Below are 24,631 nucleotides of genomic sequence, written 5' to 3' on the forward strand. Positions count from 1 at the left end.
AATCCTGTTGATTACAAAGACGACGGCTTCGTTGATATTACAGGCTGGTTTAATCGTGAAGATCAGGATCAGTAGATCAGCCAATAAATTTTTGGAGAAACTAGATGCCAATAGCCGAAAATCTGTTTTAACTAAAATTGGTATTCTCAAAACCTGCCTTGAAACTCAAAACGTTTATCCCCCTGAAGAACTTGATATCAAAAAACTTAAAGGTGAGTTAAAAGGATTCTCCAGAATTCCTGTTGGCAAAATGCGAGTTATTTTTGAAATCGGCAAGGAGACAGACGAAATCTTTATTTATGAGATTAACTTTAGAGGCAATATTTACGATTAATTAAGCGATTAGCAACGTTCGGATTTACCAATTATTTTCGATACTGCTTTCCGCAGCCATCTAACTTTCATGGGTTAATTTAGCCAATACTGCTTTTTCTTCGTCAGCAAAGTAAGTAAGTAGTTATAATTAAATTGAAGATAGATTTTGCCTCTGATCCCCCCTGCCCCCCTTGATAAGGGGGGTGCCGATCCCCCCTGCCCCCCTTGATAAGGGGGGTGTCTGATAATTTTTAACGCCTACCTACTTATCCAGCTTCGACTTGGGCCACTGCTTTCTTAATTTTCTCGCCAGCAGCCAGAATAATCACCCGATCTGGACGATTACTAGACTTCTGGCATAATTAACTTTTGAGAGTTCAAAAATGGGAAAAATAGGGATGAAGTTGCCTAAAATCTCTTTATGCTTAGTTCTCCTGACTACTGGCTTCTCTCTCTGAGGTTTACTGGTCACTGATTACTGATTAGAGAATGCCCGCGTTAGAAAGACCGAGAACCAGTCCCGCACCGAGAATATGGCCAAAACTCATGGTAGCCAATAATTCTGGCAGACCGAAGCTTTTTTTCGAGGCTAACTGCGGCAAGGGTAAAGCAGGGCCGGCCCCGGTATTTTGGATGGCAAAATAACCGATAACGAAGGCTACTAGGTTAGCTAAGGTCATGGTAATGCCGACGGATAAATTCCAGGGAATGGTTTGAGCGGTGGCTAAAAGTAAGGTGGAAGGGATCATTGGCGCTCCAGTCTTGATAAGATTTTGTTAACCACAGGGCATTATAAAAAGCTCTTGACCCGAAACTGCTTTTTGTTTGAATACTTAACAGTTTTTGTAACGTTTTGCGAATAAGATTAAATGCGAATTAAAATTTGCGGCATTACCCAACCAGACCAGGGACAAGCGATCGCTAATTTAGGAGCTACGGCTTTAGGTTTTATCCTCGTACCGAGTTCGCCTCGTTACGTCAACATCGAGCAAATTAACGCTATTACCGCCGCAATACCCGACAAAATTGATTTTATCGGGGTTTTTGCCGACGAGCAACCCGAAATTATTCAGCAAATAATTGTTAAAACCCCCTTGACAAGTGTGCAGTTACATGGTAAAGAATCTACCGAATATTGCCAAAGGTTGCGGCAATTATTACCCGACCGGGAAATTATCAAGGCTTTGCGGATCAAAGACAGAGAAAGTTGGGAAAAGTCGGCAATTTACTTTAATAGCGTCGATACTTTACTTTTAGATGCCTACCATCCCCAATTGCTCGGCGGTACGGGACATACCTTAGACTGGCAAGCCTTAGCCAGTTTTTTGCCCCCCTTGCCCTGGTTTCTCGCCGGAGGACTCAACCCCGATAATATTAGTGAAGCTTTAACCCAGCTGCACCCCAATGGCATTGATGTGTCTAGCGGCGTTGAGCGATCGCCTGGTGATAAAGACCTGAAAAAAGTCGCCCTCTTGTTAGAGCGACTGCAAAAATTCAGTGATCAGTGATCAGTTATCAGTGATCAGTTAGAAGGTTTTGGGTGTTGGGGTTTTGGGGTTTTGGGGTTTTAGGGTGTTGGGGTTTTGGGGTTTTAGGGTTTTGGGGTTTTAGTTGAAATTTCCCCATTTCCCCATTTCCCCATTTCCCCATTTCCCCATTCCCCCATTTCCCCATTCCCCCATTTCCCCATTTCCCCATTTCCCCATCTCCCTGACTAGAAGAAATTAGGTTTATGACGGATCAGGTTAAGATACTCCTCGCGGGTTTTCTGCTCGTCTTGGAAGACTCCTAACATGGCGCTGGTGACAGTCCAGGATCCTGGTTTCTGCACCCCGCGCATCACCATGCACATATGGGTTGCTTCCATGACGACTGCAACCCCTTGGGGGTCGAGAATTTCTTGAATCGCTTCGGCAATCTGACGGGTGAGGCGCTCTTGGACCTGTAAACGACGGGAGTACATTTCCACAATGCGAGCCAATTTACTTAATCCGACCACCTTTTGGTTAGGAATATAGGCAACGTGGGCCCGCCCCATGAAGGGTAACATATGATGTTCACAGAGACTAAAGAAGTCAATATCGCGCACTAATACCATCTCATTATGACCTTCATCGAAGATCGCACCATTAACGAGGGTTTCTAGGGATTGTTGATAGCCTTGGGTGAGAAACTGCATCGCTTCGGCCACCCGTTTGGGGGTTTTTAATAAACCTTCTCTTTCGGGATCTTCTCCCACCGAGATCAGGATATTTCTGACCGCATCCATCATCTGTTCTTTGTTTTCGTCGGAAGTTGGATGAATTTGAGCGGTTTTGCCATTGTGGGTGTTGCGATCGGGGCGAGTGGTCACGCGTGCTTGGATAGCGTCGGTTAAATTACCGTTTAAACCGTTAGAAGAAGCTATGGTCATAATGAAGAGGCCTGTAGGCGAATTGATTGATAAATAGAAGTATTTCGGGTTATAATGCCCCCGCACTGGGCATAATGGTCATCGTTTCCACTACGGCCTGTTTGGGCAGTAACACCGCTTGCAGAATGGCCTGCGCGACGATATCCGGGGTTAACATGGCCGAGCGATCGAAATCTGCTTTGACGCTATCGCTGTCCCAGATGGGAGTATTGACAGCACCGGGGGTGATAATCGTGACGCGAATGGCGTTGGCCCGCTCCTCGAGCGCTAGAATGCGAGAAAATACCACTAATGCAGCTTTGCTGACACTATAGGCCCCCCAATCAGGAAAAAAATTATCGGCGGCGATCGAGGAAACGTTAATAATCGTGCCTCCTCCCTGTTGACGCATGGCAGGTAAAATCCCCTGCACACACTGGTAAACACTGGTTAAATTCAGGTCGATCACCCGCTGCCAGTCTGACAAAGGTGTGTCAGCTAAGGGATTTGTGTAACCCATGCCAGCATTATTGATCAGGATATCGATCGGTCCGGATTCTTGGGCGATTTTAGCGATACTAGGAGCTACTTCCGGGATATCTGCCAAATCTAAGGGGTAAGCTTGGGCTGATACGCCTAAATCTGCCGCCATTGCCGCCACGGTTGCCAATTTTTGCTGATTGCGACCGATTAAAACCAGATTAATTCCCGCCTTGGCGAAAGCGAGGGCGGTTTCTTTGCCGATGCCGCTGCTGGCTCCGGTGATCAGCGCTCGCTGTTGACGAATAACAGAGTTCATGGTATAATCTGAAATCTCTTAATTCCGGGTAGTTAGGGCAAAATTTTGGCGGTTAGGGGAACCCTAGAAAAGTTTAAGGCAGTTGGGTCGGATCGGAGCAATTTTTCTCGCACCAAAATTGCCGCGTCCACCTGGGGCGGGGGGAAGCATTGACTATCGGGTAGGTTCAAGATTAAGAATCGTTACAAAATTTTACCTAGCTAATTATAGCACTGTTAAGTCAGGGATCACTAATCTTTGTGTATATTCAGATATCTAACCAGCGAGGGGAAAAAGCAGACTGGTTGGCGAAAATTGTTGAGGCTGCCTTGAAACTCCCTCCCCCCGCGCTGAAAACTACTCACCAGGGGAGATAGCAGCGGTGGGTTGAGTGCGATTGACAATCACCACTCGATCGCCGACAACGGGACTTCTAGCGAGGAGAATTCCTTCGTTATCCTTCATTTCCAAGCGGCGAAAATCGAGACTTTGGCAACGTTGAAAAACCGAATTAGCCAATTTATCCTGTTGTGATGCCTCGAGACTATACCAATTATCGCCCAAAATCACTACTAGACGACTAGCCAAAAAGTCCGCTTCTACGGTAGAAATAATCCCGGCGGGATAACGAGTAGTTAAATCGGTAATTTCCTCTTGAATAGCTGCGACTAAACTTTGTTCGGGAGTTAATCGCGGTTTTGCTTTAGTAATCGGGACGGGAATCGGTGCCTCTGGTGCGATTAATTCTGGGGGAGTTGCGATAATTTCCCCGGCTGCCGGTGAAGGACTAGGGATAACTTCAGGCATATTTTCGGCAATTTCCGCCGGATTTTTCGGTAAACTGATCACGGCTACTAAGAGGATAGTGACTAAACTTCCTGTTAACAAGCCGGTGATTAACCAATCGGGAATTTTTTCGCCAATTCCCCCGGGCAAAAGTCGGCGGATTTTGTTCAAAATCGCGGTCCACCACCCTTCCACCTGCTCGAAATCTGGTAAAATATCGTCAATTCCCTCCGCTGCTTCGATGGGAGAATCTGGGGTTAAACTTTGCTCAACTTCTGCGAATTCGTCTGGTTTTAAAGCAGCGGCTAACTGTTGCGTTGAGTTAAGAAGATTATCAACAGCAACTTTTGGGGGTAACACTATCCCCGTTCCCGTGTTAAGTTGGGAAACGATCGAATTTAACTGCTCGATCGCCTCTTGTAGTCGGACCACCGTTTCTGCTTGGCTGAAATTCTCTCGCTCATTTGGTTGAGTCATAATCTTTCTTAACTCGCTGCCATTCTTTTTCAAAATATCATTCTATGCGCCGTTTTCTCGGTTTTTTAACCAGTATTTTCCTTGTCTTCCTGACTGCTTGTGGTAGTGTCACTCCCCCGCAAGAATTTGCCCCCGACGGGGAAATCGTCGCCAAAGCCCTTTTATTACAATTTCGTCACACATCCGATCGCCTTAGTCAATCTTTACAGATCGATCAGCCGCCGGTAAAAATTGCTAAAATTAATGTCACCAGTCTGGAACCGATTTATGTGGGCAATTTGCCCGCTTATCACTTGCAGGGAGATTACGATCTAACTCTACAATTGCCCCATCAAAAAGATACCAAACAACACAACAATTTTGATCTTTATTTACAAAGACAGATCGAGGGGAAAACTTGGCGTTTACTGGAAGAAGTTGCCTCCCAATGGCGCAGCTATTTAGTGAGATAACCGGAAAAAGCCCGGGGGTTTTGCTAAATAGATTTTGAGTTCGATCCCCCCTGCCCCCCTTGATAAGGGGGGTGCCGATAGGCGGGGGGATCTACCCTTGATAAGGGGGGTATCTGACAGTTTTTAACACTCAACTACTTATAGTCTATGATTATCAGCAATGACAATCCTCAAAGGGAAAAGCGATTATGATTGCCTGTCCTCGTTGTCAACACAAGGTCGATAGTCAGGCCTTACAATGTCCCTACTGTTCTAATATTTTAAAGGCTTATGGTCATCCCGGCATGACCCTGCATCAAGCTGTCACTGGCAAGTTTTTGTGCGAAACTTGTCTCTACCATGGCGATGATAGCTGTAATTTTCCCCAACGTCCCTACGCTACCAGCTGCACTTTATACAAAAATAGCCAAATAATAGCCGAAAAAATTCCTCCTCTCCCTCTCCCTAGGGTTTTTAAAAATTGGTGTCTCAGAAATAAGGGATTATTGCTATTATTAACCCTGATTTTGGGCAGTATTGCTTTGGCTTTTATAAACTCACGTCGTTAATTTTCTTGCTGGCGATCGAGCCTTGATATAGATCTAGATCGAACCAGAAAGTTGTGCCAATTCCCACTTCACTAATCAAATGAATTTGACTATAGTGTTTTTCGATAATATTTTTGACGATTGATAATCCTAATCCCGTCCCTTCTAGGGTATGAACGCGATTTTCTACCCGATAGAAGCGATCGAATATGGCACTTTGATCCTCGGCATCAATGCCAATACCAGTATCGGATACTTCCACGCGAATTTTGAGAGTTTCTTGGGGATTATCTTTGCTGATTTTATAGGCACGAATCACCACTTTACCGCCAGCAGGAGTAAATTTTAGGGAGTTACCGACTAGATTAGTTAATACCTGTAAAAGTAGATCATAATGGCCTAAAATTGGTAGTAAATTGGCTTCAATTTCCGAGCTTAATTCTAGTCCTTTATCCCTAGCATTGAGTTGATAGGTTCTTAGGGTTTGTTCGATTAATTGTCCGATATCGAGCGCGTCTAAGTTATAGTTACGGGAGGATTCTAACCGAGAAAGATCGAGAACATCATTAACCAAACGAGTTAAGCGATCGGTTTCATGGTTGGCGGTTTCTAAAAACTCTCTTTTTTCTGTATCGCTGAGATCCTCACCAAATTCTGTCAGGGTTTCAATAAAAGATTTGATGTTAAATAAAGGGGTTCTTAACTCATGGGAAACATTGCTAATAAATTGACTTTTTGCCTCATTTAATTCTGTTTCTCTGGTAATATCCTGTAGCGTCATAGCAATTCCCCGGACATTCTCCCGATATTGATCGAATACCTGAGTTAACAAAATGCGAATTGTGCAGGGTTTCGGGTGAGTTAAAGATAATCTAAATTCCGCCGGGGAATAGTTATTATTTTCCTGATCAATAAGAGCATTTTTCTGATTTTGATTAGCGGATTCTTCTGGTTGGAGGGTTTCTCCTGCCGCAATTTGATAGAGAGGTTTAGTTAGTTTAACCGTTAACTCCGAAGGAAAAAGATGTAGAACATTTTGACCGATAATTTCCTGATCTTCCCAGCCAAATATTTCCCGAGCCGCTGGATTAATTAATAATAATTGAAAGTTAGTATCTAAGAGAATTGCTCCATCAGCAATAGTGGACATTAACGTATCTAGTTTGGCTTTTTCGGCGGTCATTTCTTCGATATTTTGTTCTTCGTATCGTTCTAACTTTTCCGCCATTTCATTAAAACTGAGAATTAATTCCCCTAACTCTCCTCCCAGGGGTAAATCAACGCGCTGCTTAAAATTTCCCGCTGCAATATTTTTGACCCCGACTAATAACTCCTTGATTGGTTTGGTGATAGTTAAAGCATTAAAAACTGCACCGAGAATCACCATAGCCCAAATCGAGACAAAAACGGCAATAGTAACATCACGAGTTAGATTAGAAGAAGCCACCACAATAGCGTTAGGATTGATCCCGATCGCCAATACTCCCAAATATTTGCCTTCATGATTCAAGGGAACAAAGACATCGGTTACTTCACCGTCGGGGGTTTTATGCTGACGGACGAGGGGAGTTTCCCCATTTTCGCCATAATTTTCCGGTAATTGAATGCGACGCTCGATCGTCAGGGAATTTTTAACTTCGGCGGTAGAATAGGGAATGCCGAAAAATATTTGACCCTCCTCGTTAGCGTAGATCAAATAACGAACACTGGAGGTACTACTATAAAAACGGGCTGAAAAACGGGCTAAATCGGTTAAATTGTCCTCAGCAATCAGAGGGGAGACATTAGCGGCTAATAACAGCCCTAAATCCCGGCCAAAACGGGTATCATTGAGACGGACATCCTGCTGGATCGTGTTAACCGCCCAAAAGGTTAAACCACTCATCAACAAAGAAACGGCTAAAGTAGCCGCGGCCATTAATTTAGTTTGGAGAGTGAATTCAGACCACCAACGGGCGATCGCTTCTCGGAGACTAGGCAGAAAATTAGACACGGTTAGGCAGGATTAATCTGTATTCTTGACTACTCTATCGCTCAAATCGCGGGTTAACACGATCATCTTAACTCATTATTAAGCTGGTAGCCGTTAAACTGGCAGTAATCTCACCTAAGTCTCCGAGAAAGTCAAGAAATGCCCAAAAGCGCCAAGAGTTCTAATTTTAGCTACCCCTGGTACTTCTGTGGTGTAGATACTGAACACACCTAGATTTTGCCGTTGACTAGAGGTTTCGATCGCTGGTTTTAAGATTTGATTTTTGATCACATTTCTGGCTGCCACCGGCAAAGAATCGATCGAGCCACAGAGACTGATTTTCTCGCAAGCGATTTTGTCGGCATGAGCGAGGAGTTTTTCGGCGGCGTATTCGCTGTAAAGTTCTTGGGGGGGATTGGTAAATCCCATAATCCCCGCTATTACCCCCAGGGCGATCGCTCCCTTGAAGAAATTACCCCCCATAGCTACTTAGCTCCTTGATTTTGTCTTCTCCACTCTATTTTGACAAGACATTTTCGATCTGGCTAGGGGGCAGTGTTAATTTCTTAAACCAATACCGGGTGCATAGCACTCTAGTACATTTCCTGTGAGACTGCAACTAACTAACAGATAATCACAGTGAGAACAGGCGGTGCTAACGAGATGGTGTTCTAAAATATGCTGTCTTTCGGCAAAATTTCCACAATTAGGACAGCGTACTTGTTGCAGGGTGATCATAGCAAACCTCATTAATTAGTTATCTTCTGTATGTAAAGCTAGTTTTTCTTGATCCCAATCGGTTTAAACCTATTTTTTCCTTGATCCCCATTATAGTATAGAGTCGACCATCTGATCTTGCTAGTAATTTTTACTAAACTTTGCAATTTTTCTTGAAAAATTTAATAATTTCTTCCTAGGGGTTTCTACCGTGATCGGATATGTGTTGGTAATTTTGGCGAAGAGAAAGCCAGAAAGCGAACTTTTAAACTGCCGATCCCTTACTGCTATAATTACGGCTGAGATTATTGATTATCCTATGAAGTACGCTCTGGTTCACGAGTGGTTAACCCCAAAAGCGACGGGGGGATCGGAATTAGTGGTTAAGGAGATTTTACAATGTCTAGAGGCGGATTTATACGCTTTGATCGATTTTGAGTCCACTAATCCCGCTAGTTATCTCTATGGTCGCTCGATCGGGACAACTTTTCTGCAAAATTTCCCGAAAGCGAGAAATGGCGTCCAAAAATACTTACCTTTTCTTCCCCTAGCGATCGAGCAGTTAAATTTAGAGGATTATGATGTAGTTTTATCCTCCTCCCATTGTGTGGCTAAAGGGGTTTTAATTCGACCGGATCAGGTTCACATTTGTTACTGTCACAGTCCGATGCGTTATGCTTGGGATTTAACTTTTGACTATCTGGCTAATAGTAAGTTAGGACAGGGATTACCCGGTATTTTCACCCGTTATCTCTTGCATGGTTTGCGTCAGTGGGATGTGATTTCTGCTAATCGTGTGGACTATTTTCTAGCTAATTCCCACCACACCGCTAGACGAATTTGGCGCTGTTATCGACGGGAGGCAAAAGTTATTTATCCTCCCGTACAAATCGAGCGTTTTCCCTACCAAGAGAAAAAAGAAGATTTTTATTTAGTCGTATCTCGTTTGGTTAGTTATAAAAAAGTCCCTTTAATTGTGGAGGCATTTAATCAATTGGGATTCCCCCTAGTGGTTATTGGAGATGGTCCACAGATGGCTTTAATTCGACAGTTAGCTAAGGATAATATTCAGATTTTAGGTGCGGTTTCTGATCGAATGGTAGCAGAATATATGTCGAAAGCAAAAGCGTTTATTTATGCTGCCTGTGAGGATTTTGGTATTGCTTTAGTGGAAGCGCAAGCTTGTGGTACTCCCGTGATTGCATTTGCTGCCGGAGGTGCTTTAGAAACCGTGCGGGATCTGCGGGAAAATTCTCCCCAGGGAACAGGATTACTTTTTGGGGAACAAAATCCCCAATCTTTGCTGGAAGCGGTTAAATATTTTGTCGATCACGGTGATATAATTGCTCCAGAAAGTTGTCGGCAACAGGCTAATAGATTTACCCCTGAAATCTTTCAAAGTAACTATAGTGTATTTGTCGAGGAACATTCAATATCTAAAAGTTATTGCTAAGTTTAATTAGGACTTGCTGAATAATGGTAAAACCCTTTGAAAATAAGGCTTTTGACCTGTTAAAGTCCGATGTTCATGCTGCGAAAATAGGATTGGGACTTTCAAAAACCTTGCATTATCCTTTTTATAGTACATAAATTGGTACAAAAAACAAGGGCAACAAAGCCCGAAACGACCGGCTACTGACTCTTGACTCCTGACTCCTGACTCCTAACCCCCAGGAAAAACTTTTTCAGCAGACCCTAATTAGATCAGTTATCTTAATGGAGAGCTAGGAGGTTTTCGTTTTAGGGAGTCAGTCATCGGTGGTCGATAACAAATTAGATTACACTTTATTTTGATGAGAAACGCTGTAAAAGAGGGCGAAGGCAATTCGCCCCTACAATAATATCATTTCCTCAATGGTGGGAGTGCATCACCTGCGCTCAAAATGTAATATTATGGATATTTATCCAAAATTGAGATCTAGCCAACGCTGATAGCTTATCGTGGTGATTGTGATAACAGAAAAGCGAGGATTATAGCCGTGCCTTGGAATCGAGTTAATCAATGGGTAGAAAAACGCTCTTTAGTAGCCCTAGAATCAGCTTATCAGAGAGCGCTGAAAATTAAAGCGATCGAAGATAAACATTTTGGGGGACAAAAAATTTCCCCGGCTGCCGTGGGAGGAAAAAGTGTTTATGATTACTTTCAAAGTACCCTAGAGCGAGAATTGTTCCAGATACGTCTCGATTTAACTCAAGTGCGTCTGGCTAATTTTTTTAATCCGCAAACTAGCCCAGAAAATAATAACATCCTAGAGACTTTAAAGGCGATCGAGGATATTATCGGTAAATATCGCCTAGATGTAGGGGAATTGCTGCCCCCATTACCGAATAATCAAACCCCAAATCTGCCTAATACCAATCTCACCAGTGATAAACCCAGGGATAAAGATAACCAGATAATTTCTCCTGCAACCAGTAATAAATTTTTTAACTTCCAGCAAGAATTAACCCCCGAATACGAACAAACTGTCATCAAACAACTCCGTACCCTGCGACAACAGCAGCGCATCGCTATCCGTTTTATCCTGATTATTATTTTAGTTCCTCTCTCGGTACAGGTTATCAGTAGAAACTTTATTTTTAGCCCTGTCTTAAACTATTTGGGTGTGGATAGAGCGAAAATATCAGAAGTTTATATTTCTCAGGAAATTGGCGAAAAATATCTCAGGGAATTTGCTCGACTTCAAGAAATTAAAGAAATCAAGCAGGTTTTAGGGGTAGCAAAAGTAGGGAATGAATCAGAAGAAACCTTTCGGGAACAGGTGGAGGAATTATTCAGAGAAGCGGGTTATGAAAGTCAAGATGGTTGGAAAAACTTACTATCGGATCTCACGGGATTAATAGCCTTTATTGCGATCCTAATTTTTGGTCGTCAACAATTGGCGATTACGCGAGCTTATGTTAGTCGTTATTTTCTCAGCTTAAATGATATAACCAAAGCCTTTATCTTTATTCTCTTTACCGATATATTTGTTGGGTTTCACTCGGCGGAGGGTTGGACGGTAATCCTAGAAACTTTGTTCCGGCACTTTGGTTGGCGCGAGAATATTACATTTATTAGCTTGTTTGTGGCCACGGTTCCCGTTATCCTAGATACCATCTTTAAACTATTAATATTTAATTATCTGACCCGTAAATCTCCCACCGCCGCAACTATCCTAGAAAAAATGAACCAGTAACGCCCTATGATCCTTAGTATTGCCGATACTTTCATTAAAAGACCCGTTCTGACCACAGTTTGCTCGATTTTAATCGTTTTGATCGGGGCGATCGCTATTCCCTTTTTACCCCTAGAAAAACTGCCCCAGTTGGCATTTATTCAGGTAGCGGTAAATGCCAACTATTTGGGAACCGATGCCAAAACCGTACAGGATAACGTTACCACGGTACTCGATCGCCAGATTAACGGGACAGAACAGATTGTTTATATGCAGTCCCAGAGTACCAACACCGGACAAAGTACGGTGAATGTCTTTTTCCCGGTGGAAATGGATCGTAACATTGCCCAAGTCTTGGTACAAAACCGTGTCAGTACCGCGGCCGCTAGTTTACCGGAAGAAGTGAACCGGCAGGGGGTGACAACCAATACCCAATCCCCCAGCGTTACCCTTGCCTACGGGATTTCCGCCAAACCGGACGAAAAGGGCAATTATCCCTACGATACGGTCTTTTTAAGTAACTTTGTTGATCGAGTCATCGATGCCGAGATTCGCCGGATCGAGGGGGTTGGTAGTACAACCATCATCGGGGAGAGGGAATACGCCCTGCGTTTTTGGCTTAATCCCGATGCTTTAGCCGCTAGGGGTGTATCGGCGGACGAAGTAGTACAAGCAATCCGAGAACAGAATATTCAGGTGGGTGCGGGGACAATTGGCGGTGATCCTAGTCCCGAAGATCAGGAATTCCAGATCGCCATTCGCGCCGTTGGTAGGGTTGCCACCGGGGAGGAAGCGGAAAATATTGTCGTCAAAGTCGGGGAAAATGGCGATTTAATCCGAATTAAAGACGTGGGACGGGCAGAAATCGGAGCCGAAAACTACAGTACCGCCGCCTATTTCGACAAATCCCCCGCCGTTGTCTATATCGTCTATCAGTTGCCCGGTTCCAACGCTTGGAATACTGCCAAACTGGTAAAAGAGAAAATGGCGGAACTAGAACCAAGTTTCCCCCCGGGGTTAAATATCGCCATTACCCTCGATAATACCGCCTTTGTCGCCGCCTCCCTGGAAGAAGCCGTTGGCACTCTGGTGGAGGCGATTTTACTGGTTATTCTAGTCATTTTTATCTTCCTTCAGGATTGGCGCACCACGATCATTCCGGCGATCGCTATTCCCGTATCTTTGATCGGAACCATGGCCGTCGCCCTCGCTTTAGGCTATTCTCTCAATAATCTCTCCTTGTTTGCCGTCATTCTAGCCACCGGGTTAGTGGTGGACGACGGGATCGTGGTTGTAGAGGCGGTATCGGAAAAATTACGACAGGGAATGCGGCCATTTCAAGCTGCCCTTGATGCCATGGGGGAGTTAACCTCGGCGGTAATTGCCAGTTCTCTTGTACTATTTGCGGTTTTTATTCCCGTCACCTTCTTCCCGGGTACGGTGGGGATCGTTTATCGACAATTTGCCGTCATCATCTCCGCTTCAATTCTGATCTCCACCTTTAACGCCCTCAGTTTTTCCCCCACCATGTCGGCGATTATCATGAAACCGCCCCAAGGCACCCGCGGACCCTTGGGACTGTTTTTCGAGGGCTTTAATCGGGGTTTCAACGCAGTTAAAGAAGGTTATCGACGCTCGATCGAATTTCTGATCCGAGTTCGCTTTCTGGTCTTACCCTTCTTTATCGCCGCCCTCTTTCTCACAGCTTGGAGTTACAACACCACTCCCCAGGGTTTTATCCCCGAAGAAGACCAAGGTTATGCCTTCGTTTTGGTGCAAGCACCCCCCGGGGTTTCCCTGCGCTACACCGACCGGGTTATCCGTCAGATTAACGAAGAAATTCTCGCCGGTATCGAAGAAGTGGAACACTTTGTCGGTATGGCGGGCTTTAGTTTTGCCGGAAGTGGCAGCAACCAAGGGCTATTTTTTGTCAAGTTAAAAGAATGGTCGGAACGGACTGGGGAAGATAAGTCAGTTTTCGGCATTCTTAGGAAAATTAACCAACAATTAGCCACTAAAGTCCGAGATGCTCGCGCTTTCGCCGTTAATGCGCCCCCTGTGGATGGATTAAGTTCTACCGGCGGTTTCGAGTTATTTATCCAAAACCGCGCTTCTTTCCCCATGGACGCTTTGATTGCCAACGCTAATAACGTCATGGCCGAGGCCCGAAAAAGACCGGAATTATCGGGAATTTTCACCCAATTTACCACCGACACGCCGATGCTGGAACTTTCCATCAATCGCAACCAGCTACAGGCGCAAAACGTCGATATGCAGGCCGTTTTCGGAACCCTGCAAACCTATCTCGGTTCCAACTTCGTTAACCAATTCGTCTTAGGCGATCGCTTGTATCGAGTCTTTGCCCAAGCAGAAGCGGATTATCGTTCTAATCCCGAAGATATTAACCGTCTTTACGTCCGTTCCCGTACCGGGGCCAATATTCCCCTATCGGGTTTAGTTAGCGTCAAACGCTTCACCTATCCACCGATTATCACTAACTTTAACCTCTATCCCTCGATTAACGTTCAGGGTAATCCCGCTCCCGGTTTTAGTACGGGACAGGCGATCGCAGTGATGGAAGATGTCTGTCGGAAAGTCCTGCAGCCCGGTTTCGGTTACGCTTGGACGGGTACAGCTTTCCAAGAAAAAACTTCCGCCGGGGCTGCCCCAGTGATCTTCGGATTAGCCTTTATCGTGGTTTTCCTTGTCCTCGCAGCCCAGTACGAAAGCTACATTGACCCGATTATCATCATGATTACCGTTCCCCTAGCGATCCTGGGTGCCATGGGGGCCATACTGTTGCGGGCGAATTTCCTACAAGTGGGTAGTCTCTTCCCGACGGTGAATAATAATATCTATGCTCAGGTGGCTTTGGTCATGTTGATCGGTTTAGCGGCCAAAAATGCGATTTTAATCGTGGAATTCGCTAACCAGTCCCGTACTTTGGGTTTAAGTATTCCCGAGGCGGCAGCCCGGGCCTCGACGGAACGCTTAAGACCGATTCTGATGACGGCTATTTCCGGTTTAGTCGGTTTCTTGCCCTTGGTTATCGCTTCCGGCGCCGGAGCGATGAGTCGTTGGTCCCTGGGAACTGCAATCTTAGGCGGTTATCTGATTTCCACGGTGTTGAGTTTATTTCTCGTCCCGGTTTTGTATGTGCTGATCAAACAGTTCGAGGCCCGATTCCTCTCCTCGAAACCCCCCAAAGATGGCGGTTCTGGCAATAGTAAAACTCCCTCTCTGGGTGGGGAAAGGAATACATTAGAAACCCCCATAGAAGAAGGGGCCATTTCCTCCTTGAAAATCTCTCCTCAGTCCCCGAATGACTAGGGTGTTAGATTTTGGGGTTTTGGGGTTTTGGGGTTTTGGGGTTTTAGGGTATTAGTTGAAATTCCCCCACCTCCCCACTTTCCCCCCGCAACGCGCACGAAGTGGTCTCCCCACTTTCCCCATCACCCCACTTCCCCATCACCCCACTTCCCCATCACCCCACCTCCCCACACCCCACACCCCACACCCCACACCCATCTCTGATAACTAATGACCCTAGAATCTACTGCTAACGAGGCGATCGCTCATAATTTAGAGCAATTCCTGCTAGTTTTGACCATTTCCTTGAGTGTCGCCACTTTATCGAGAACCGTTGCCTTCCTCCGCAAAATTCCCTACACCCTGCTGTTAGTTATTGTCGGTATGGGTTTAGCTTTTTTAGATTTGCGTCTAGTTAATCTTTCCCCGGAATTAATTCTGGAAATTTTTCTGCCTCCCCTCCTTTTTGAAGCCGCTTGGAATATTCCTTGGGCTAAATTAAAGGAATATTGGGTTACTATCGTCCTTTTTGCCGTTATCGGGGTGATTATCTCCGTTTTGGGAGTCGCCTATCCCCTACATATCTTTGCTAATTTACCCCTATCGATCGCGTTTCTGTTGGGTGCTGCCCTAGCTGCCACCGATCCCGTCTCTGTGATTGCCCTATTTAAAGAATTGGGGGCCAGTAAAAAACTGACGATCCTGATGGAAGGGGAAAGTCTCTTTAATGATGGGGTCGCTGTGGTCGCTTTCGTCCTCTTGGTGGGTATTCCCTTGGGAGTCGATACCTTTTCCGTCCCCGTGACGATCGCTCGTTTCTGCACCTTTGTGGGGATTGGCATCGGTGTGGGTTGCGTGATCGGTTTCGGCATTTCCTACCTTACCCAACGCTTTGATCTGCCTTTTGTGGAACAGTCTCTGACTCTAGTTTCTGCATACGGAACCTATCTCGTCACGGAAAAATTAGGCGGATCCGGTGTGATTGGGGTGGTAATTGTCGGGATTATTCTCGGTAATCTCGGTTCGCGCATTGGTATGAGTCCCCGCACGCGCTTGGTAGTTAGCGAATTTTGGGAATTTATCGCCTTTTTTGTCAATTCCATCATCTTTTTACTGATCGGCGATCAAACCCGTTTTGAGAGTCTTGGTAGTCACTTAACCGGGATTTTAATAGCGATCGCTGCTATGGTGGTTTCCCGTCTGTTCTCAATTTTTGGACTAGGGGGAATTAGTAACCTAATTACGGGTAATAGGATCAGTTTCAAGGAAAGAACGGTGTTATGGTGGGGAGGATTGCGCGGATCGGTTTCGATCGCCCTAGCGTTAAGTGTTCCCACGTCTATCCCCTACCGTCAAGAAATTATTGACGTGGTTTTTGGGGTGGTTTTATTTACTTTATTGGTGCAAGGATTATCTATACAATGGCTGTTAAATGCCCTCAATCTTATCGGTGATCAACCGATTCGCACCGAATATTCGGCCTTAATTGCTCGTCAAATTGCCTTAACTAGGGTGTCTAATTATCTGCAACAACCAGAACGTTTTCCCGATATCGATCCCGAATTTTATCGCTATAAAAAAACTCTGGTGGAAGGACAATTAAAGTCCCTGGGGGATCAGTTGCAAAAATTACTACAGGAACACCCACAATTAAAAGATGTGGTGGCCGAACAATTTCAAGATACTTTACTCGATATCGAAGCTAATACCTATGCAGAATTAATTCGAGCCGGTCGTTTAAATGAAAATCTCGTTCCCCTTTTAGTGGAGGTAGAAGAAGAAAAAGAGATGGTTTAATGATCAAGGGCTGCATCTCCTATATGTGACTTTCTCTTACTTATGGTGAGCAGCAGAAGTTATTCAAAGAGGGCGAATGCAATTCGCCCCTACAATAATATTATCGCACCAATGGTAGGGGCGCATCGCGTGCGCCCAAATCTAATATAGATATTTCGACAAAATTGAGATGCAGCCTCATCAAGTCATGGAAAATCAAAGAATTTTTGCTAAAAATTGCTGAGTTCGATCGGATTGGGGATGATTAAAAAATTCTGCTGGGGGAGCAATTTCCAAAATTAAACCCTGATCCATAAATACCACTCGATCGGCCACTTCTCGCGCGAATCCTACCTCGTGGGTGACACAAACCATGGTCATCCCCGATTTGGCTAAACTTTGCATCGTTTCCAAGACTTCTCGCACCATTTCTGGGTCTAAAGCTGAGGTGGGTTCATCGAATAACATCACCTTCGGCTGCATGGCCAAAGCGCGAACGATCGCCACCCGCTGCTGTTGTCCTCCCGATAACTGAGGGGGATATTTAAGCGCTTGTTCGAGAATACCAACTTTTTCGAGGAGTTTTGTCGCTATTTCCTCCGCTTGCGCTTTTTTCCAACCGCGCACCCACATCGGCCCGAGGGTGACATTATCTAATACCGTCAGATGGGGAAAGAGGTTAAATTGTTGAAAAACCATCCCGACTTCCTGACGGATTGCCTCGATATTTTTCAGGTTGTGGGACACAGTTATCCCGTCAATAATAATGCGACCTTTTTGATAGGATTCCAACCCGTTAAAAGTGCGAATAAAGGTGGATTTTCCTGAACCGGACGGACCCATAATCACGACAACTTCCTGTTTATTAACGGTGAGATTGACTCCCCGCAAAGCATGAAAGCGGTTATCGTACCATTTTTCCACAGCTTCGGCAATTATAATCGGTTCACTGTTGTGAGATTCCATATTTTTGAGAGTTTATTGATTATCTGTATCGGGAAACCACTGTTTCTCAAGAATTTGTCTCAGAGAGTAGGGACAAATTATCGGTAAATTTTTTAATCCTGTCTTTTTTTCGGCAATTAAGCGAGCGTTTTCATAGATATTTTCTAACTCTAGTTCTAGAAATTTGCTTAAATCGGTGGTGAGCTTATCTTCTAATTGTACTCGAAAAGTGATAATCTCTGCCGCCCAATGATTACTATTTATTGTTCTTTCCGTCGTCCAAAATTGATAGAGTAACAGATGGATTATTATTTGTAAACTTAAACTTTTAACAGCAGTTTTTTCGCTTCGTCCCAAAGCTGTCAACTCCTCGATTAAATGTTCGTAATCTAACTGATCTAACTGACGATTTTTTAATAACTTGATCGTCTCGCTTAACCAGCGGTCGTACTCCCGTTCATAAAGCTGTTCTAAAGCAAGCATTGTCTTTGATCAAATGGGGACATTATTAAAAATAACCCGTCCCTAGAAATGATAGCACAAAAGATATGAGGCTCTTCTAGGTTCTGTGTGATAAGTTTAACTTACATAGGATCGATCTTTGTGTCCTCTGTGTCTCTGTGGTTCCTTTCACTCCCGCGCCAGCAGGACTGTATCTTAGAATACATTTTACCCACCAAACCTAAGAGAGCCGATATGAACGGGACGGGATTAGTGTAAATATTTGTGAATTAATAATGATGACAGTAAAAAATGCTTGACCATGAGGTAAAAAAAAGGTTAAATTATGGTTAGGCTGAGAACCCACACATCCTAGATAATGAGGCTATCATGGAAATCGATAAACTCAAAGCAATTGCTCAAAAAGTTGAAACCTCTCGTTCTCAAATCCAAAACGAACAGGCAACCAAAACAGCTTTTATTATGCCTTTTTTGCAAGCATGGGGTTACGATGTATTCAATCCCATGGAAGTTCACCCCGAATATAGTGCAGATTTAACTGGATTAAAAGGAGAAAAAGTAGATTATGCTATTTGTTTGGACAATCAACCGATTATTTTGATGGAATGTAAAAGCTGTCATCAAAATCTTGAGCATCCTAAACATAGTTCCCAACTGCATCGATATTTTAACGCAACTGGAGCTAACTTTGGAGTTTTAACTAATGGGATTATCTATCGGTTTTATACGGATATCGTCAAGGATAATATCATGGACGATAAGCCATTTTTTGAGTTTAACATTCTCGACTTTGACGACTCTTCTGTTAACGAATTAAAACGATTTTCTAAATCTAGCTTTAATTCTGACGAACTAGAAGAGGTTGCTCGCAATTTATTGCACACAAAAGAAGTTAAAAAAGTGATTGCCCAGCAATTAAATGATCCTTCCCCCGAATTTGTTAAGTTTTTTGTTAGTCATGTGTATTCTGGGGTGAGAACTGCATCGGTTGTCGAAAAATTCAAAGAAATTATTAAGCGTTCTCTCAAAGAGTATATCAATGATATCATCAAAGAAAAATTTGAGGAAGTTTTAGGAAAAGAACCCGAACCAAATCCTCCTGATACACCAGCAGCAGAAGATACTCCACCAGAAGAAACAGGGGAAGATAAAATTAATACGACCCCCGAAGAATTGGAAGGATTTTACATTATTAAATCAATTCTACGGGAAGAAATCAATACCGCACGCATTCAATTCAAAGACACTAGAAGTTATTTTGGTATCAACTTAGATGGAAAAGTAACCAAAACAGTCTGTCGTCTGCGCTTCCATGAAAAAACTGGCAAGAAATCAATCAGTATTCCCGATAACGTCGAAACTGGTAAAGAAGCAACCACCAATATAGACAGTCTTGATGAAATTTATGGAGTCGCTGAATTTCTGAAATCTCGTATCCGCTATCTGACTCAAGATACTTATAAAAGCAAGTCAGAAAAAACGGAAAGTATTTAAAATAATTAGTCCCTATCCCTTTAATGACCGCACTATTTCCGATGATCGGTGGATTAGTGAGCAAACTTCAACGCAAATACCATCACTACAAAATCTCTTAACTTTTCTAAAACAACTCCTCAAAATGGAGTCGATATAATTATATTTATCTGCTGAAAACTTGGGGAGTTACCAACTAATGCTTAATTCTCTCAATCGCATTTTCTCGCCTTTAGTATCTAGCGTTTTGCTTACTATAATTATCTCCAGTTGTCAAGGTGCAAATGTATTAACTTCGGCGAATAATTCCCAGACCAATCAATGGCAAAAAGTGACCGTAATCGAGGGTTTAGAGCATCCTTGGTCGATGGTTTGGCTACCTAACGGGGAAATCCTCATCACAGAGCGCCCCGGTCGTTTAAGAGTGGTTAGAGAGGGCAAATTAGACCCAAAAGCCATCGCTGGAGTTCCCGAAGTTTTTGCCGTCGGACAAGGAGGACTGCTCGATGTGGCAATTCATCCCCAATTTGCCCAAAATCGCTGGATTTATCTAACTTATGCTCACGGAGACCGGGAGGCTAATCGTACCCGCGTCGCTCGTGCGGTTTATGATGGTACAAGTTTGCGAGATGTGCGGGTTATTTTTGAAGTTTCCCAGGCAAAAACCGGCTCTCAACACTTCGGTTCGCGGTTATTATGGCTACCGGATGGCACTTTATTGGTAGCGATTGGGGACGGGGGTAATCCTCCCCTACAATTAGCGGGAGATTTAATTAGAAAACAGTCCCAAAATCTGCAAAGTCAATTAGGTAAAATTATCCGCATCAATGACGATGGTTCTCTCCCTAAAGATAATCCTTTCGCCGGTTCTAAAATTTGGAGTTATGGCCATCGGAATATTCAAGGAATCAGCTTCGATCCGATGACTAGAAGAGTCTGGGCAACAGAACACGGAGCGAAAGGAGGGGATGAATTAAATTTAATTGAAAAAGGTAAAAATTACGGTTGGCCAGTGGTTTCTGCTAGTCAAGAGTACGGCACTAATAACCCAGTTTCCGGCGAAAGATATCGCCCCGGTCTGATCGATCCGAAAACAATTTGGACACCAGCGATCGCTCCTTCGGGATTGGTCTTTTATACTGGTAATCGCTTTCCTAATTGGCAGGGAAATTTATTCGCCGGTGGTTTAGTTTCCAGGGATATTCGCCGTCTGGAAATGGATAAATCGGGTGAAATTATCAATCAAGAAGCGATTCCCATCGGTCAGAGGGTGCGGGATGTGCGTCAAAGTGCCGACGGATTTTTATACCTGCTCACCGATGAAGGTAACGGTCAATTAATTCGCCTTGAACCGCCATCTAATTTGTAAAAGTTCACAGAAATTATTATGGAAACCTTGAAGATTTTTTAGCGACTTCTAGTATAGTTATGTTTGTACGGGAGTAAGCACTCGATTTATGAAGAAAATTTTACAGTTAGTGGGACTAGGTTGCATATTGCCTATGTTCCTCGCCAGCGCAGGTTTAGCGGAAACAGTGGTGGAAAAAGTGGCTCGCACGGGATTTTTGACCGTAGGAACCCGTTTTGATGCGATTCCCTACTCCTACGTCAATGAGAAGGGGGAATTAGTCGGCTATTCTATGGATGTGTTGGAACGAATTAGAAAACGACTGGAAACTCGTCTCGGTCGTCCCGTCACCCTGCAAATGGTGGAAGCTAACCAACCCGGAGAGAAAATTAACCTCATTCGTAGCGGGGAAATCGATATCGCTTGTAGTACGGCTTTTACTTGGGAAAGGGCGAAAGTGGTCGATTTTTCCATCAGTTACAGCATTTCTGGGATTAGGATTTTAGCCAAAAAAGGTAGCAATCTCTCCACTCCTCAATCCCTAATCGGTAAACGTATCGCCTTGATTCCCACTTCCGCGGCCGTGGATGTGATTAAATTAGTACAACCGCAAGCGACAATTGTTACTACCTACAGCACCGTAGAAGAAGCGATCGAAGCTTTAAAAACCGGTAAAATCGACGCAATAGCGGGGGATAGCATTTCTTTAGCGGGAACAATCCTCAGAGATAACCCTAAAATCTACGAAATCGTCCCCGAAGAAGCTCTAGCTAATTTTGGCATTGCTTGCATGGTTCCCGAAAATAACTCTACTTTTTTGGATGATGTCAACTATGCCATTGTCAAAATGATGCAGGATTACATCACCAATGATACGGCTACCGTTAGTCAAATCGATCGCTGGTTCGGTAGTCAAGGCATGGTTCCCATCCCCCCAGAATTATTAAAGGGGTTTTTTGCCTTCAAAGTTATCGAACACGCCCAAATTAATCCCCAAGAAGCCAAATAGGAGCATAAATTCAGGTGAATATCAGCAATAAAACTGGTTTAGTCGGCTTTCTTCTCGCTTTATCTGCTTTCGGTCTGACTAGCACCGCTCAGGCCGCCTCAGACGAGGCTAATCCCATTGAAGCGCGTTTAAGTCGTCTATCTAGCGCTGTACGCGAACGAGTTAACCAACTGCCGGAAGATACTGCCGATCCTAGTTTACAAGCTTTAGGCTGGGGAGATGGTCGCGGTCGCGGTTGGGTGAATAGTCGTGTCGGTGGTTGGGGAGATGGTCGCGGTGGTAGTTTCGTTAATGCGCGGCCCTGGCGCAATGGTTGGTCTGACGGTGGTGGTTTCTTTAATTCCCGACCGCGCTGGGGTAATGGTGGCAGTTTCTTAAATCGTTGGTAAGTTAAGGTTGGGTGAGGCGATAAACTTTATCCTCGTCCCAACCCCGGTTTGACGATGAAATCTCAGGTTATTATTTTGAGGCAGAAAGACTCCATCAAGACGAAAGGAAAGTTGTTTGACTTCCACTGAGTCAAAGCGGTAGTTATTGGCTTCGTTGATGGGGAGTTGAATTAATTCAAAGAAGATAGAGGGGAATGATTGAAAGAGTTGATAAAAAATCGTGTCAGTTTTCATGCTCTTATTTGACAAGGCGAGCGCTTTTTTTATGTCTCTTTTTGTATAGCTCTAACCTGTTTAACCTCTAATTCTAAGGCGGAGGCGACTTGCTCAACGCTTAACCCTAAGGCTAACAAACGAGGAACAGCCTCTAGTGCTTTGTTTAGTCTGCCTTCCTGACGCGCTTCCTCGCGCACATCTTGAAAATACTGAGTTTGTTTTAATTCATCTAAACTAAACATAGTTTCTATCTCCCGACGATTAAGAAGCGGTAACTTATAAACAAGAATCGTCTCTATTAATTGTAAGAGTTCTTGGGGTTTTTGGTCGGGGGTTAATTCTTCCCGCACTCTTTGGATTAATTTTCGGGTGCTAAGTAGGTGGGTGGAATTAAATATAAAATGAACGTAGGTTGGGTTGAAGCATGAAACCCAACGCCCGCATGGGTTACGCTACCGCTAACCCATCCTACAAATAATTGTGCCTACCTACTTATCAATCGCTTTTGCTTTAGATAGGGTGATTAATTGCACTGTGGCTAAACCAATGGAAGTTTGAGGAGTGTTTTCTAATTCATTCAGATAAATCCGTCTCACTCGCTCGGAGTTGAGGAGTTCCCGATAGCGTTGAACTTTATCGGTTTCTACTTGAGGGTTAGGATAGACAATCACACCCCGCCAATCATTGGTTAAGTCGGTTTTACTGAGATATAAGAATATTTCGGTGAAAAAGCGCTGATAAAAAGCCTCATCTTCTTGAAATTGTACCTCATACTAAATCCGTTGAATAACGCACAGAAAACGGGTTTCTCCGAGAAACCCGTTTTCTACTCATGCCTTGGCTTCGGTGATGGGGAGTTGAATTAATTCAAAGAAGATAGAGGGGAATGATTGAAAGAGTTGATAAAAAATCGTGTCAGTTTTCATGATCTTATTTTATAGCAGTACCCGCTAAGATGAGGACGTTTTGCTCCCCCCTAACCCCTAAAATAGCGCAATCTTAATCATTACCGATTAATTTAAGATGTTTCCTTGGCGAATCCTTCCAGTCTCTCCCTGATGGGCTTTTTTTCCAGATTCATCAATAAAAAACGGAGAATACTTGACAAATTCGGGGGGGGGTAGAATGAGGCTGCTTATTGCTGTTAAGCAATGATTTATGGGGTATAAATAACAATTTTTCCCCATTCTTAGCCATGAAACTAACTTGTCAATTAATCAAAAATGACTAATCAACTGCTAAAAGCCCTTTGCCTTCCGGCGGTGACTTGTGCCGTTTTCAGTGCCATTCCCGCCCATGCTGCCATTTTTACCGCTACCTATACGGGTACTGTTTCAGAAAACTTTGGTGTCGATAACGTTGCTGCTGGTAATACTGCGGTTATTACCTATCAGCTTGACAATGGGGGAAGTTCCCTGTTGAGCCAAACATGGAACGCCAGCAACATTGTGAGTGTCACCTTCAATTTTGGTAATGGAGCCCACGTTACTACCTTTGATCCTAATGGGGTTGGTGGTAATGGGTTGACTGTTAGCACAGGAAGTTTTGTCACCAATGCCTCAGGACAGTTAACGGCTGTTCCTTCTAATTGGAGTGATGTCTCTAATGTCAATGTCGTCTCAACCAATTCTACACAAACACCTAACGCATGGTTCGTGAATGGGGGCAATGGCGTTTACGTTACTAATAATTTCAACAACGATGTCAGTTTGACCAATGTATCAGGTAATATCGTTGCTGCTAACTGGACCATTCAACCTGCCCAGATACAGACAACCCCCGAACCAGGCACCGTTTTAGGCTTATTAGCGGTGGGTTCTCTGGGTTTATTGGCTCGCAAACGTCAATAAATAAATGACCAATTCTATGGTAAGGAAGGTTTAAAAGCCTTCCTTTTTGGTTAGGGATAAAGGCGCTCTCGCTTATTGAATTTTGGCACATAATGGATAAGTAGCTAGACACAATTAATTACACATATCTAATACTAAGTAGGGTCTGCTGAAAAAGTACGGGCGAAGCATTCGGATAGAAAATCTACGGTTTCACCGATAGGTTATTGCCCGAATGCTTCGCCCCTACAGGACGCGGGCCGATGAAGACGCAAGGTTTTGAACGACGATTCTCTCAAAA

22 protein-coding genes and 2 pseudogenes are annotated in these 24,631 nt (G+C 44.0%); 13 read left to right on the forward strand and 11 right to left on the reverse strand.

All coding sequences use genetic code 11. The annotated features are described in order from the left end of the window. The coding region (locus IM515_RS06125; protein WP_287629904.1) for a type II toxin-antitoxin system RelE family toxin at positions 1-334 on the forward strand (334 nt) is incomplete at its 5' end. Positions 335-797: 463 nt separating this feature from the next. On the opposite strand, the gene psaK is transcribed toward IM515_RS06125, so the two are convergent. Then, a complete protein-coding gene (gene psaK, locus IM515_RS06130; protein WP_002736399.1) occupies positions 798-1,064 on the reverse strand; it encodes a photosystem I reaction center subunit PsaK in 267 nt (88 codons plus the stop codon). 120 nt (positions 1,065-1,184) lie between these two features. Here psaK and IM515_RS06135 point away from each other — a divergent pair, with 120 nt between their 5' ends. Next, entirely contained in the window at positions 1,185-1,823 is a 639-nt protein-coding gene (locus IM515_RS06135; protein WP_287629906.1) for a phosphoribosylanthranilate isomerase, read from the forward strand. Between the two features lie 206 nt (positions 1,824-2,029). On the opposite strand, the gene folE is transcribed toward IM515_RS06135, so the two are convergent. From folE to IM515_RS06150, 3 genes are all read right to left on the reverse strand, one after another. After that, a complete protein-coding gene (gene folE / locus IM515_RS06140) occupies positions 2,030-2,728 on the reverse strand; it encodes a GTP cyclohydrolase I FolE (RefSeq protein ID WP_002738197.1) in 699 nt (232 codons plus the stop codon). Positions 2,729-2,777: 49 nt separating this feature from the next. Further along, a complete protein-coding gene (locus IM515_RS06145; protein ID WP_287629907.1) occupies positions 2,778-3,506 on the reverse strand; it encodes an SDR family oxidoreductase in 729 nt (242 codons plus the stop codon). 336 nt (positions 3,507-3,842) lie between these two features. Continuing rightward, positions 3,843-4,748, reverse strand: a complete 906-nt coding sequence (locus IM515_RS06150; RefSeq protein ID WP_287629908.1) for a hypothetical protein — start codon at positions 4,746-4,748, stop codon at positions 3,843-3,845. 44 nt (positions 4,749-4,792) lie between these two features. Here IM515_RS06150 and IM515_RS06155 point away from each other — a divergent pair, with 44 nt between their 5' ends. Then, on the forward strand, positions 4,793-5,200 hold the full coding sequence (locus IM515_RS06155; protein ID WP_002765939.1) for a hypothetical protein: 408 nt from the start codon (positions 4,793-4,795) through the stop codon (positions 5,198-5,200). A 188-nt stretch (positions 5,201-5,388) separates the two neighbouring features. After that, positions 5,389-5,748, forward strand: a complete 360-nt coding sequence (locus IM515_RS06160) for a hypothetical protein (protein WP_287629909.1) — start codon at positions 5,389-5,391, stop codon at positions 5,746-5,748. Here IM515_RS06160 and nblS read toward each other — a convergent pair. From nblS to IM515_RS06175, 3 genes are all read right to left on the reverse strand, one after another. Next, the gene (gene nblS, locus IM515_RS06165; RefSeq protein ID WP_287629910.1) at positions 5,729-7,720 is read right to left on the reverse strand and encodes a two-component system sensor histidine kinase NblS; all 1,992 of its coding nucleotides are present in this window, start codon (positions 7,718-7,720) and stop codon (positions 5,729-5,731) included. The two genes, IM515_RS06160 and nblS, sit on opposite strands and share 20 nt — an antisense overlap. A 114-nt stretch (positions 7,721-7,834) precedes the next feature. After that, the gene (locus IM515_RS06170) at positions 7,835-8,182 is read right to left on the reverse strand and encodes a DUF4359 domain-containing protein (RefSeq protein WP_002762448.1); all 348 of its coding nucleotides are present in this window, start codon (positions 8,180-8,182) and stop codon (positions 7,835-7,837) included. Positions 8,183-8,257: 75 nt separating this feature from the next. After that, positions 8,258-8,437, reverse strand: a complete 180-nt coding sequence (locus tag IM515_RS06175) for a hypothetical protein (RefSeq protein ID WP_002738058.1) — start codon at positions 8,435-8,437, stop codon at positions 8,258-8,260. A gap of 298 nt (positions 8,438-8,735) precedes the next feature. Between IM515_RS06175 and IM515_RS06180 the strand changes: the two genes are divergently transcribed. From IM515_RS06180 to IM515_RS06195, 4 genes are all read left to right on the forward strand, one after another. Further along, the gene (locus tag IM515_RS06180) at positions 8,736-9,869 is read left to right on the forward strand and encodes a glycosyltransferase (RefSeq protein WP_287629911.1); all 1,134 of its coding nucleotides are present in this window, start codon (positions 8,736-8,738) and stop codon (positions 9,867-9,869) included. Between the two features lie 526 nt (positions 9,870-10,395). Continuing rightward, positions 10,396-11,595 (forward strand): proton extrusion protein PcxA, encoded by a 1,200-nt coding sequence (locus IM515_RS06185; RefSeq protein WP_287629912.1) that lies wholly within the window; start codon positions 10,396-10,398, stop codon positions 11,593-11,595. A gap of 6 nt (positions 11,596-11,601) precedes the next feature. After that, positions 11,602-14,904 carry an efflux RND transporter permease subunit gene (locus IM515_RS06190; protein ID WP_287629913.1) on the forward strand — a complete coding sequence of 1,101 codons (3,303 nt, stop codon included), beginning with the start codon at positions 11,602-11,604 and terminating at the stop codon, positions 14,902-14,904. Positions 14,905-15,114: 210 nt separating this feature from the next. Next, on the forward strand, positions 15,115-16,680 hold the full coding sequence (locus tag IM515_RS06195; protein ID WP_287629914.1) for a cation:proton antiporter: 1,566 nt from the start codon (positions 15,115-15,117) through the stop codon (positions 16,678-16,680). Between the two features lie 195 nt (positions 16,681-16,875). Here IM515_RS06195 and IM515_RS06200 read toward each other — a convergent pair whose 3' ends face one another. Further along, positions 16,876-17,625 carry an amino acid ABC transporter ATP-binding protein gene (locus IM515_RS06200; RefSeq protein ID WP_002765952.1) on the reverse strand — a complete coding sequence of 250 codons (750 nt, stop codon included), beginning with the start codon at positions 17,623-17,625 and terminating at the stop codon, positions 16,876-16,878. A 12-nt stretch (positions 17,626-17,637) separates the two neighbouring features. Beyond that, the gene (locus IM515_RS06205; RefSeq protein WP_287629915.1) at positions 17,638-18,087 is read right to left on the reverse strand and encodes a DUF29 domain-containing protein; all 450 of its coding nucleotides are present in this window, start codon (positions 18,085-18,087) and stop codon (positions 17,638-17,640) included. A 348-nt stretch (positions 18,088-18,435) separates the two neighbouring features. Here IM515_RS06205 and IM515_RS06210 point away from each other — a divergent pair, with 348 nt between their 5' ends. The 4 genes from IM515_RS06210 to grrA all read left to right on the forward strand — a co-directional run bounded on the left by IM515_RS06210 (position 18,436) and on the right by grrA (position 22,285). After that, positions 18,436-19,560 carry a type I restriction endonuclease gene (locus tag IM515_RS06210; protein ID WP_287629916.1) on the forward strand — a complete coding sequence of 375 codons (1,125 nt, stop codon included), beginning with the start codon at positions 18,436-18,438 and terminating at the stop codon, positions 19,558-19,560. 178 nt (positions 19,561-19,738) lie between these two features. Then, entirely contained in the window at positions 19,739-20,908 is a 1,170-nt protein-coding gene (locus IM515_RS06215) for a PQQ-dependent sugar dehydrogenase (RefSeq protein ID WP_287629917.1), read from the forward strand. An 88-nt stretch (positions 20,909-20,996) separates the two neighbouring features. Further along, positions 20,997-21,896: an extracellular substrate binding-like orphan protein GrrP gene (gene grrP / locus IM515_RS06220; protein ID WP_287629918.1), complete on the forward strand. Its 900-nt coding sequence runs from the start codon at positions 20,997-20,999 to the stop codon at positions 21,894-21,896. Between the two features lie 14 nt (positions 21,897-21,910). Beyond that, positions 21,911-22,285, forward strand: a complete 375-nt coding sequence (grrA, locus tag IM515_RS06225) for a GrrA/OscA1 family cyclophane-containing rSAM-modified RiPP (protein WP_287629919.1) — start codon at positions 21,911-21,913, stop codon at positions 22,283-22,285. Positions 22,286-22,324: 39 nt separating this feature from the next. On the opposite strand, the pseudogene IM515_RS06230 reads toward grrA, so the two are convergent. Beyond that, a pseudogene (locus tag IM515_RS06230) lies at positions 22,325-22,519 on the reverse strand (DUF2887 domain-containing protein); the annotation flags it as partial. 29 nt (positions 22,520-22,548) lie between these two features. Next, positions 22,549-23,427, reverse strand: a pseudogene (locus tag IM515_RS06235) (Rpn family recombination-promoting nuclease/putative transposase); the annotation flags it as partial. Positions 23,428-23,724: 297 nt separating this feature from the next. On the opposite strand from IM515_RS06235, the gene IM515_RS06240 reads away from it, so the two are divergent. Then, the gene (locus tag IM515_RS06240) at positions 23,725-24,351 is read left to right on the forward strand and encodes a PEP-CTERM sorting domain-containing protein (protein WP_287629920.1); all 627 of its coding nucleotides are present in this window, start codon (positions 23,725-23,727) and stop codon (positions 24,349-24,351) included. Positions 24,352-24,631: the final 280 nt, after the last annotated feature.

The organism is Microcystis sp. M44BS1, assembly GCF_020244875.1.
In the GTDB taxonomy this organism is placed as follows: domain Bacteria; phylum Cyanobacteriota; class Cyanobacteriia; order Cyanobacteriales; family Microcystaceae; genus Microcystis; species Microcystis panniformis.

Bases quoted from the DNA above. Each gene is read 5' to 3' on its own strand.
- IM515_RS06175 (WP_002738058.1), bottom strand. From the start codon at position 8,437: ATGATCACCCTGCAACAAGTACGCTGTCCTAATTGTGGAAATTTTGCC.
- folE (WP_002738197.1), bottom strand. From the start codon at position 2,728: ATGACCATAGCTTCTTCTAACGGTTTAAACGGTAATTTAACCGACGCT.
- grrP (WP_287629918.1), top strand. From the start codon at position 20,997: ATGAAGAAAATTTTACAGTTAGTGGGACTAGGTTGCATATTGCCTATG.
- IM515_RS06200 (WP_002765952.1), bottom strand. From the start codon at position 17,625: ATGGAATCTCACAACAGTGAACCGATTATAATTGCCGAAGCTGTGGAA.
- IM515_RS06150 (WP_287629908.1), bottom strand. From the start codon at position 4,748: ATGACTCAACCAAATGAGCGAGAGAATTTCAGCCAAGCAGAAACGGTG.
- IM515_RS06155 (WP_002765939.1), top strand. From the start codon at position 4,793: ATGCGCCGTTTTCTCGGTTTTTTAACCAGTATTTTCCTTGTCTTCCTG.
- IM515_RS06180 (WP_287629911.1), top strand. From the start codon at position 8,736: ATGAAGTACGCTCTGGTTCACGAGTGGTTAACCCCAAAAGCGACGGGG.
- IM515_RS06160 (WP_287629909.1), top strand. From the start codon at position 5,389: ATGATTGCCTGTCCTCGTTGTCAACACAAGGTCGATAGTCAGGCCTTA.
- IM515_RS06145 (WP_287629907.1), bottom strand. From the start codon at position 3,506: ATGAACTCTGTTATTCGTCAACAGCGAGCGCTGATCACCGGAGCCAGC.
- IM515_RS06210 (WP_287629916.1), top strand. From the start codon at position 18,436: ATGGAAATCGATAAACTCAAAGCAATTGCTCAAAAAGTTGAAACCTCT.
- IM515_RS06240 (WP_287629920.1), top strand. From the start codon at position 23,725: ATGACTAATCAACTGCTAAAAGCCCTTTGCCTTCCGGCGGTGACTTGT.
- IM515_RS06205 (WP_287629915.1), bottom strand. From the start codon at position 18,087: ATGCTTGCTTTAGAACAGCTTTATGAACGGGAGTACGACCGCTGGTTA.
- IM515_RS06190 (WP_287629913.1), top strand. From the start codon at position 11,602: ATGATCCTTAGTATTGCCGATACTTTCATTAAAAGACCCGTTCTGACC.
- IM515_RS06195 (WP_287629914.1), top strand. From the start codon at position 15,115: ATGACCCTAGAATCTACTGCTAACGAGGCGATCGCTCATAATTTAGAG.
- psaK (WP_002736399.1), bottom strand. From the start codon at position 1,064: ATGATCCCTTCCACCTTACTTTTAGCCACCGCTCAAACCATTCCCTGG.
- IM515_RS06170 (WP_002762448.1), bottom strand. From the start codon at position 8,182: ATGGGGGGTAATTTCTTCAAGGGAGCGATCGCCCTGGGGGTAATAGCG.
- IM515_RS06135 (WP_287629906.1), top strand. From the start codon at position 1,185: ATGCGAATTAAAATTTGCGGCATTACCCAACCAGACCAGGGACAAGCG.
- IM515_RS06215 (WP_287629917.1), top strand. From the start codon at position 19,739: ATGCTTAATTCTCTCAATCGCATTTTCTCGCCTTTAGTATCTAGCGTT.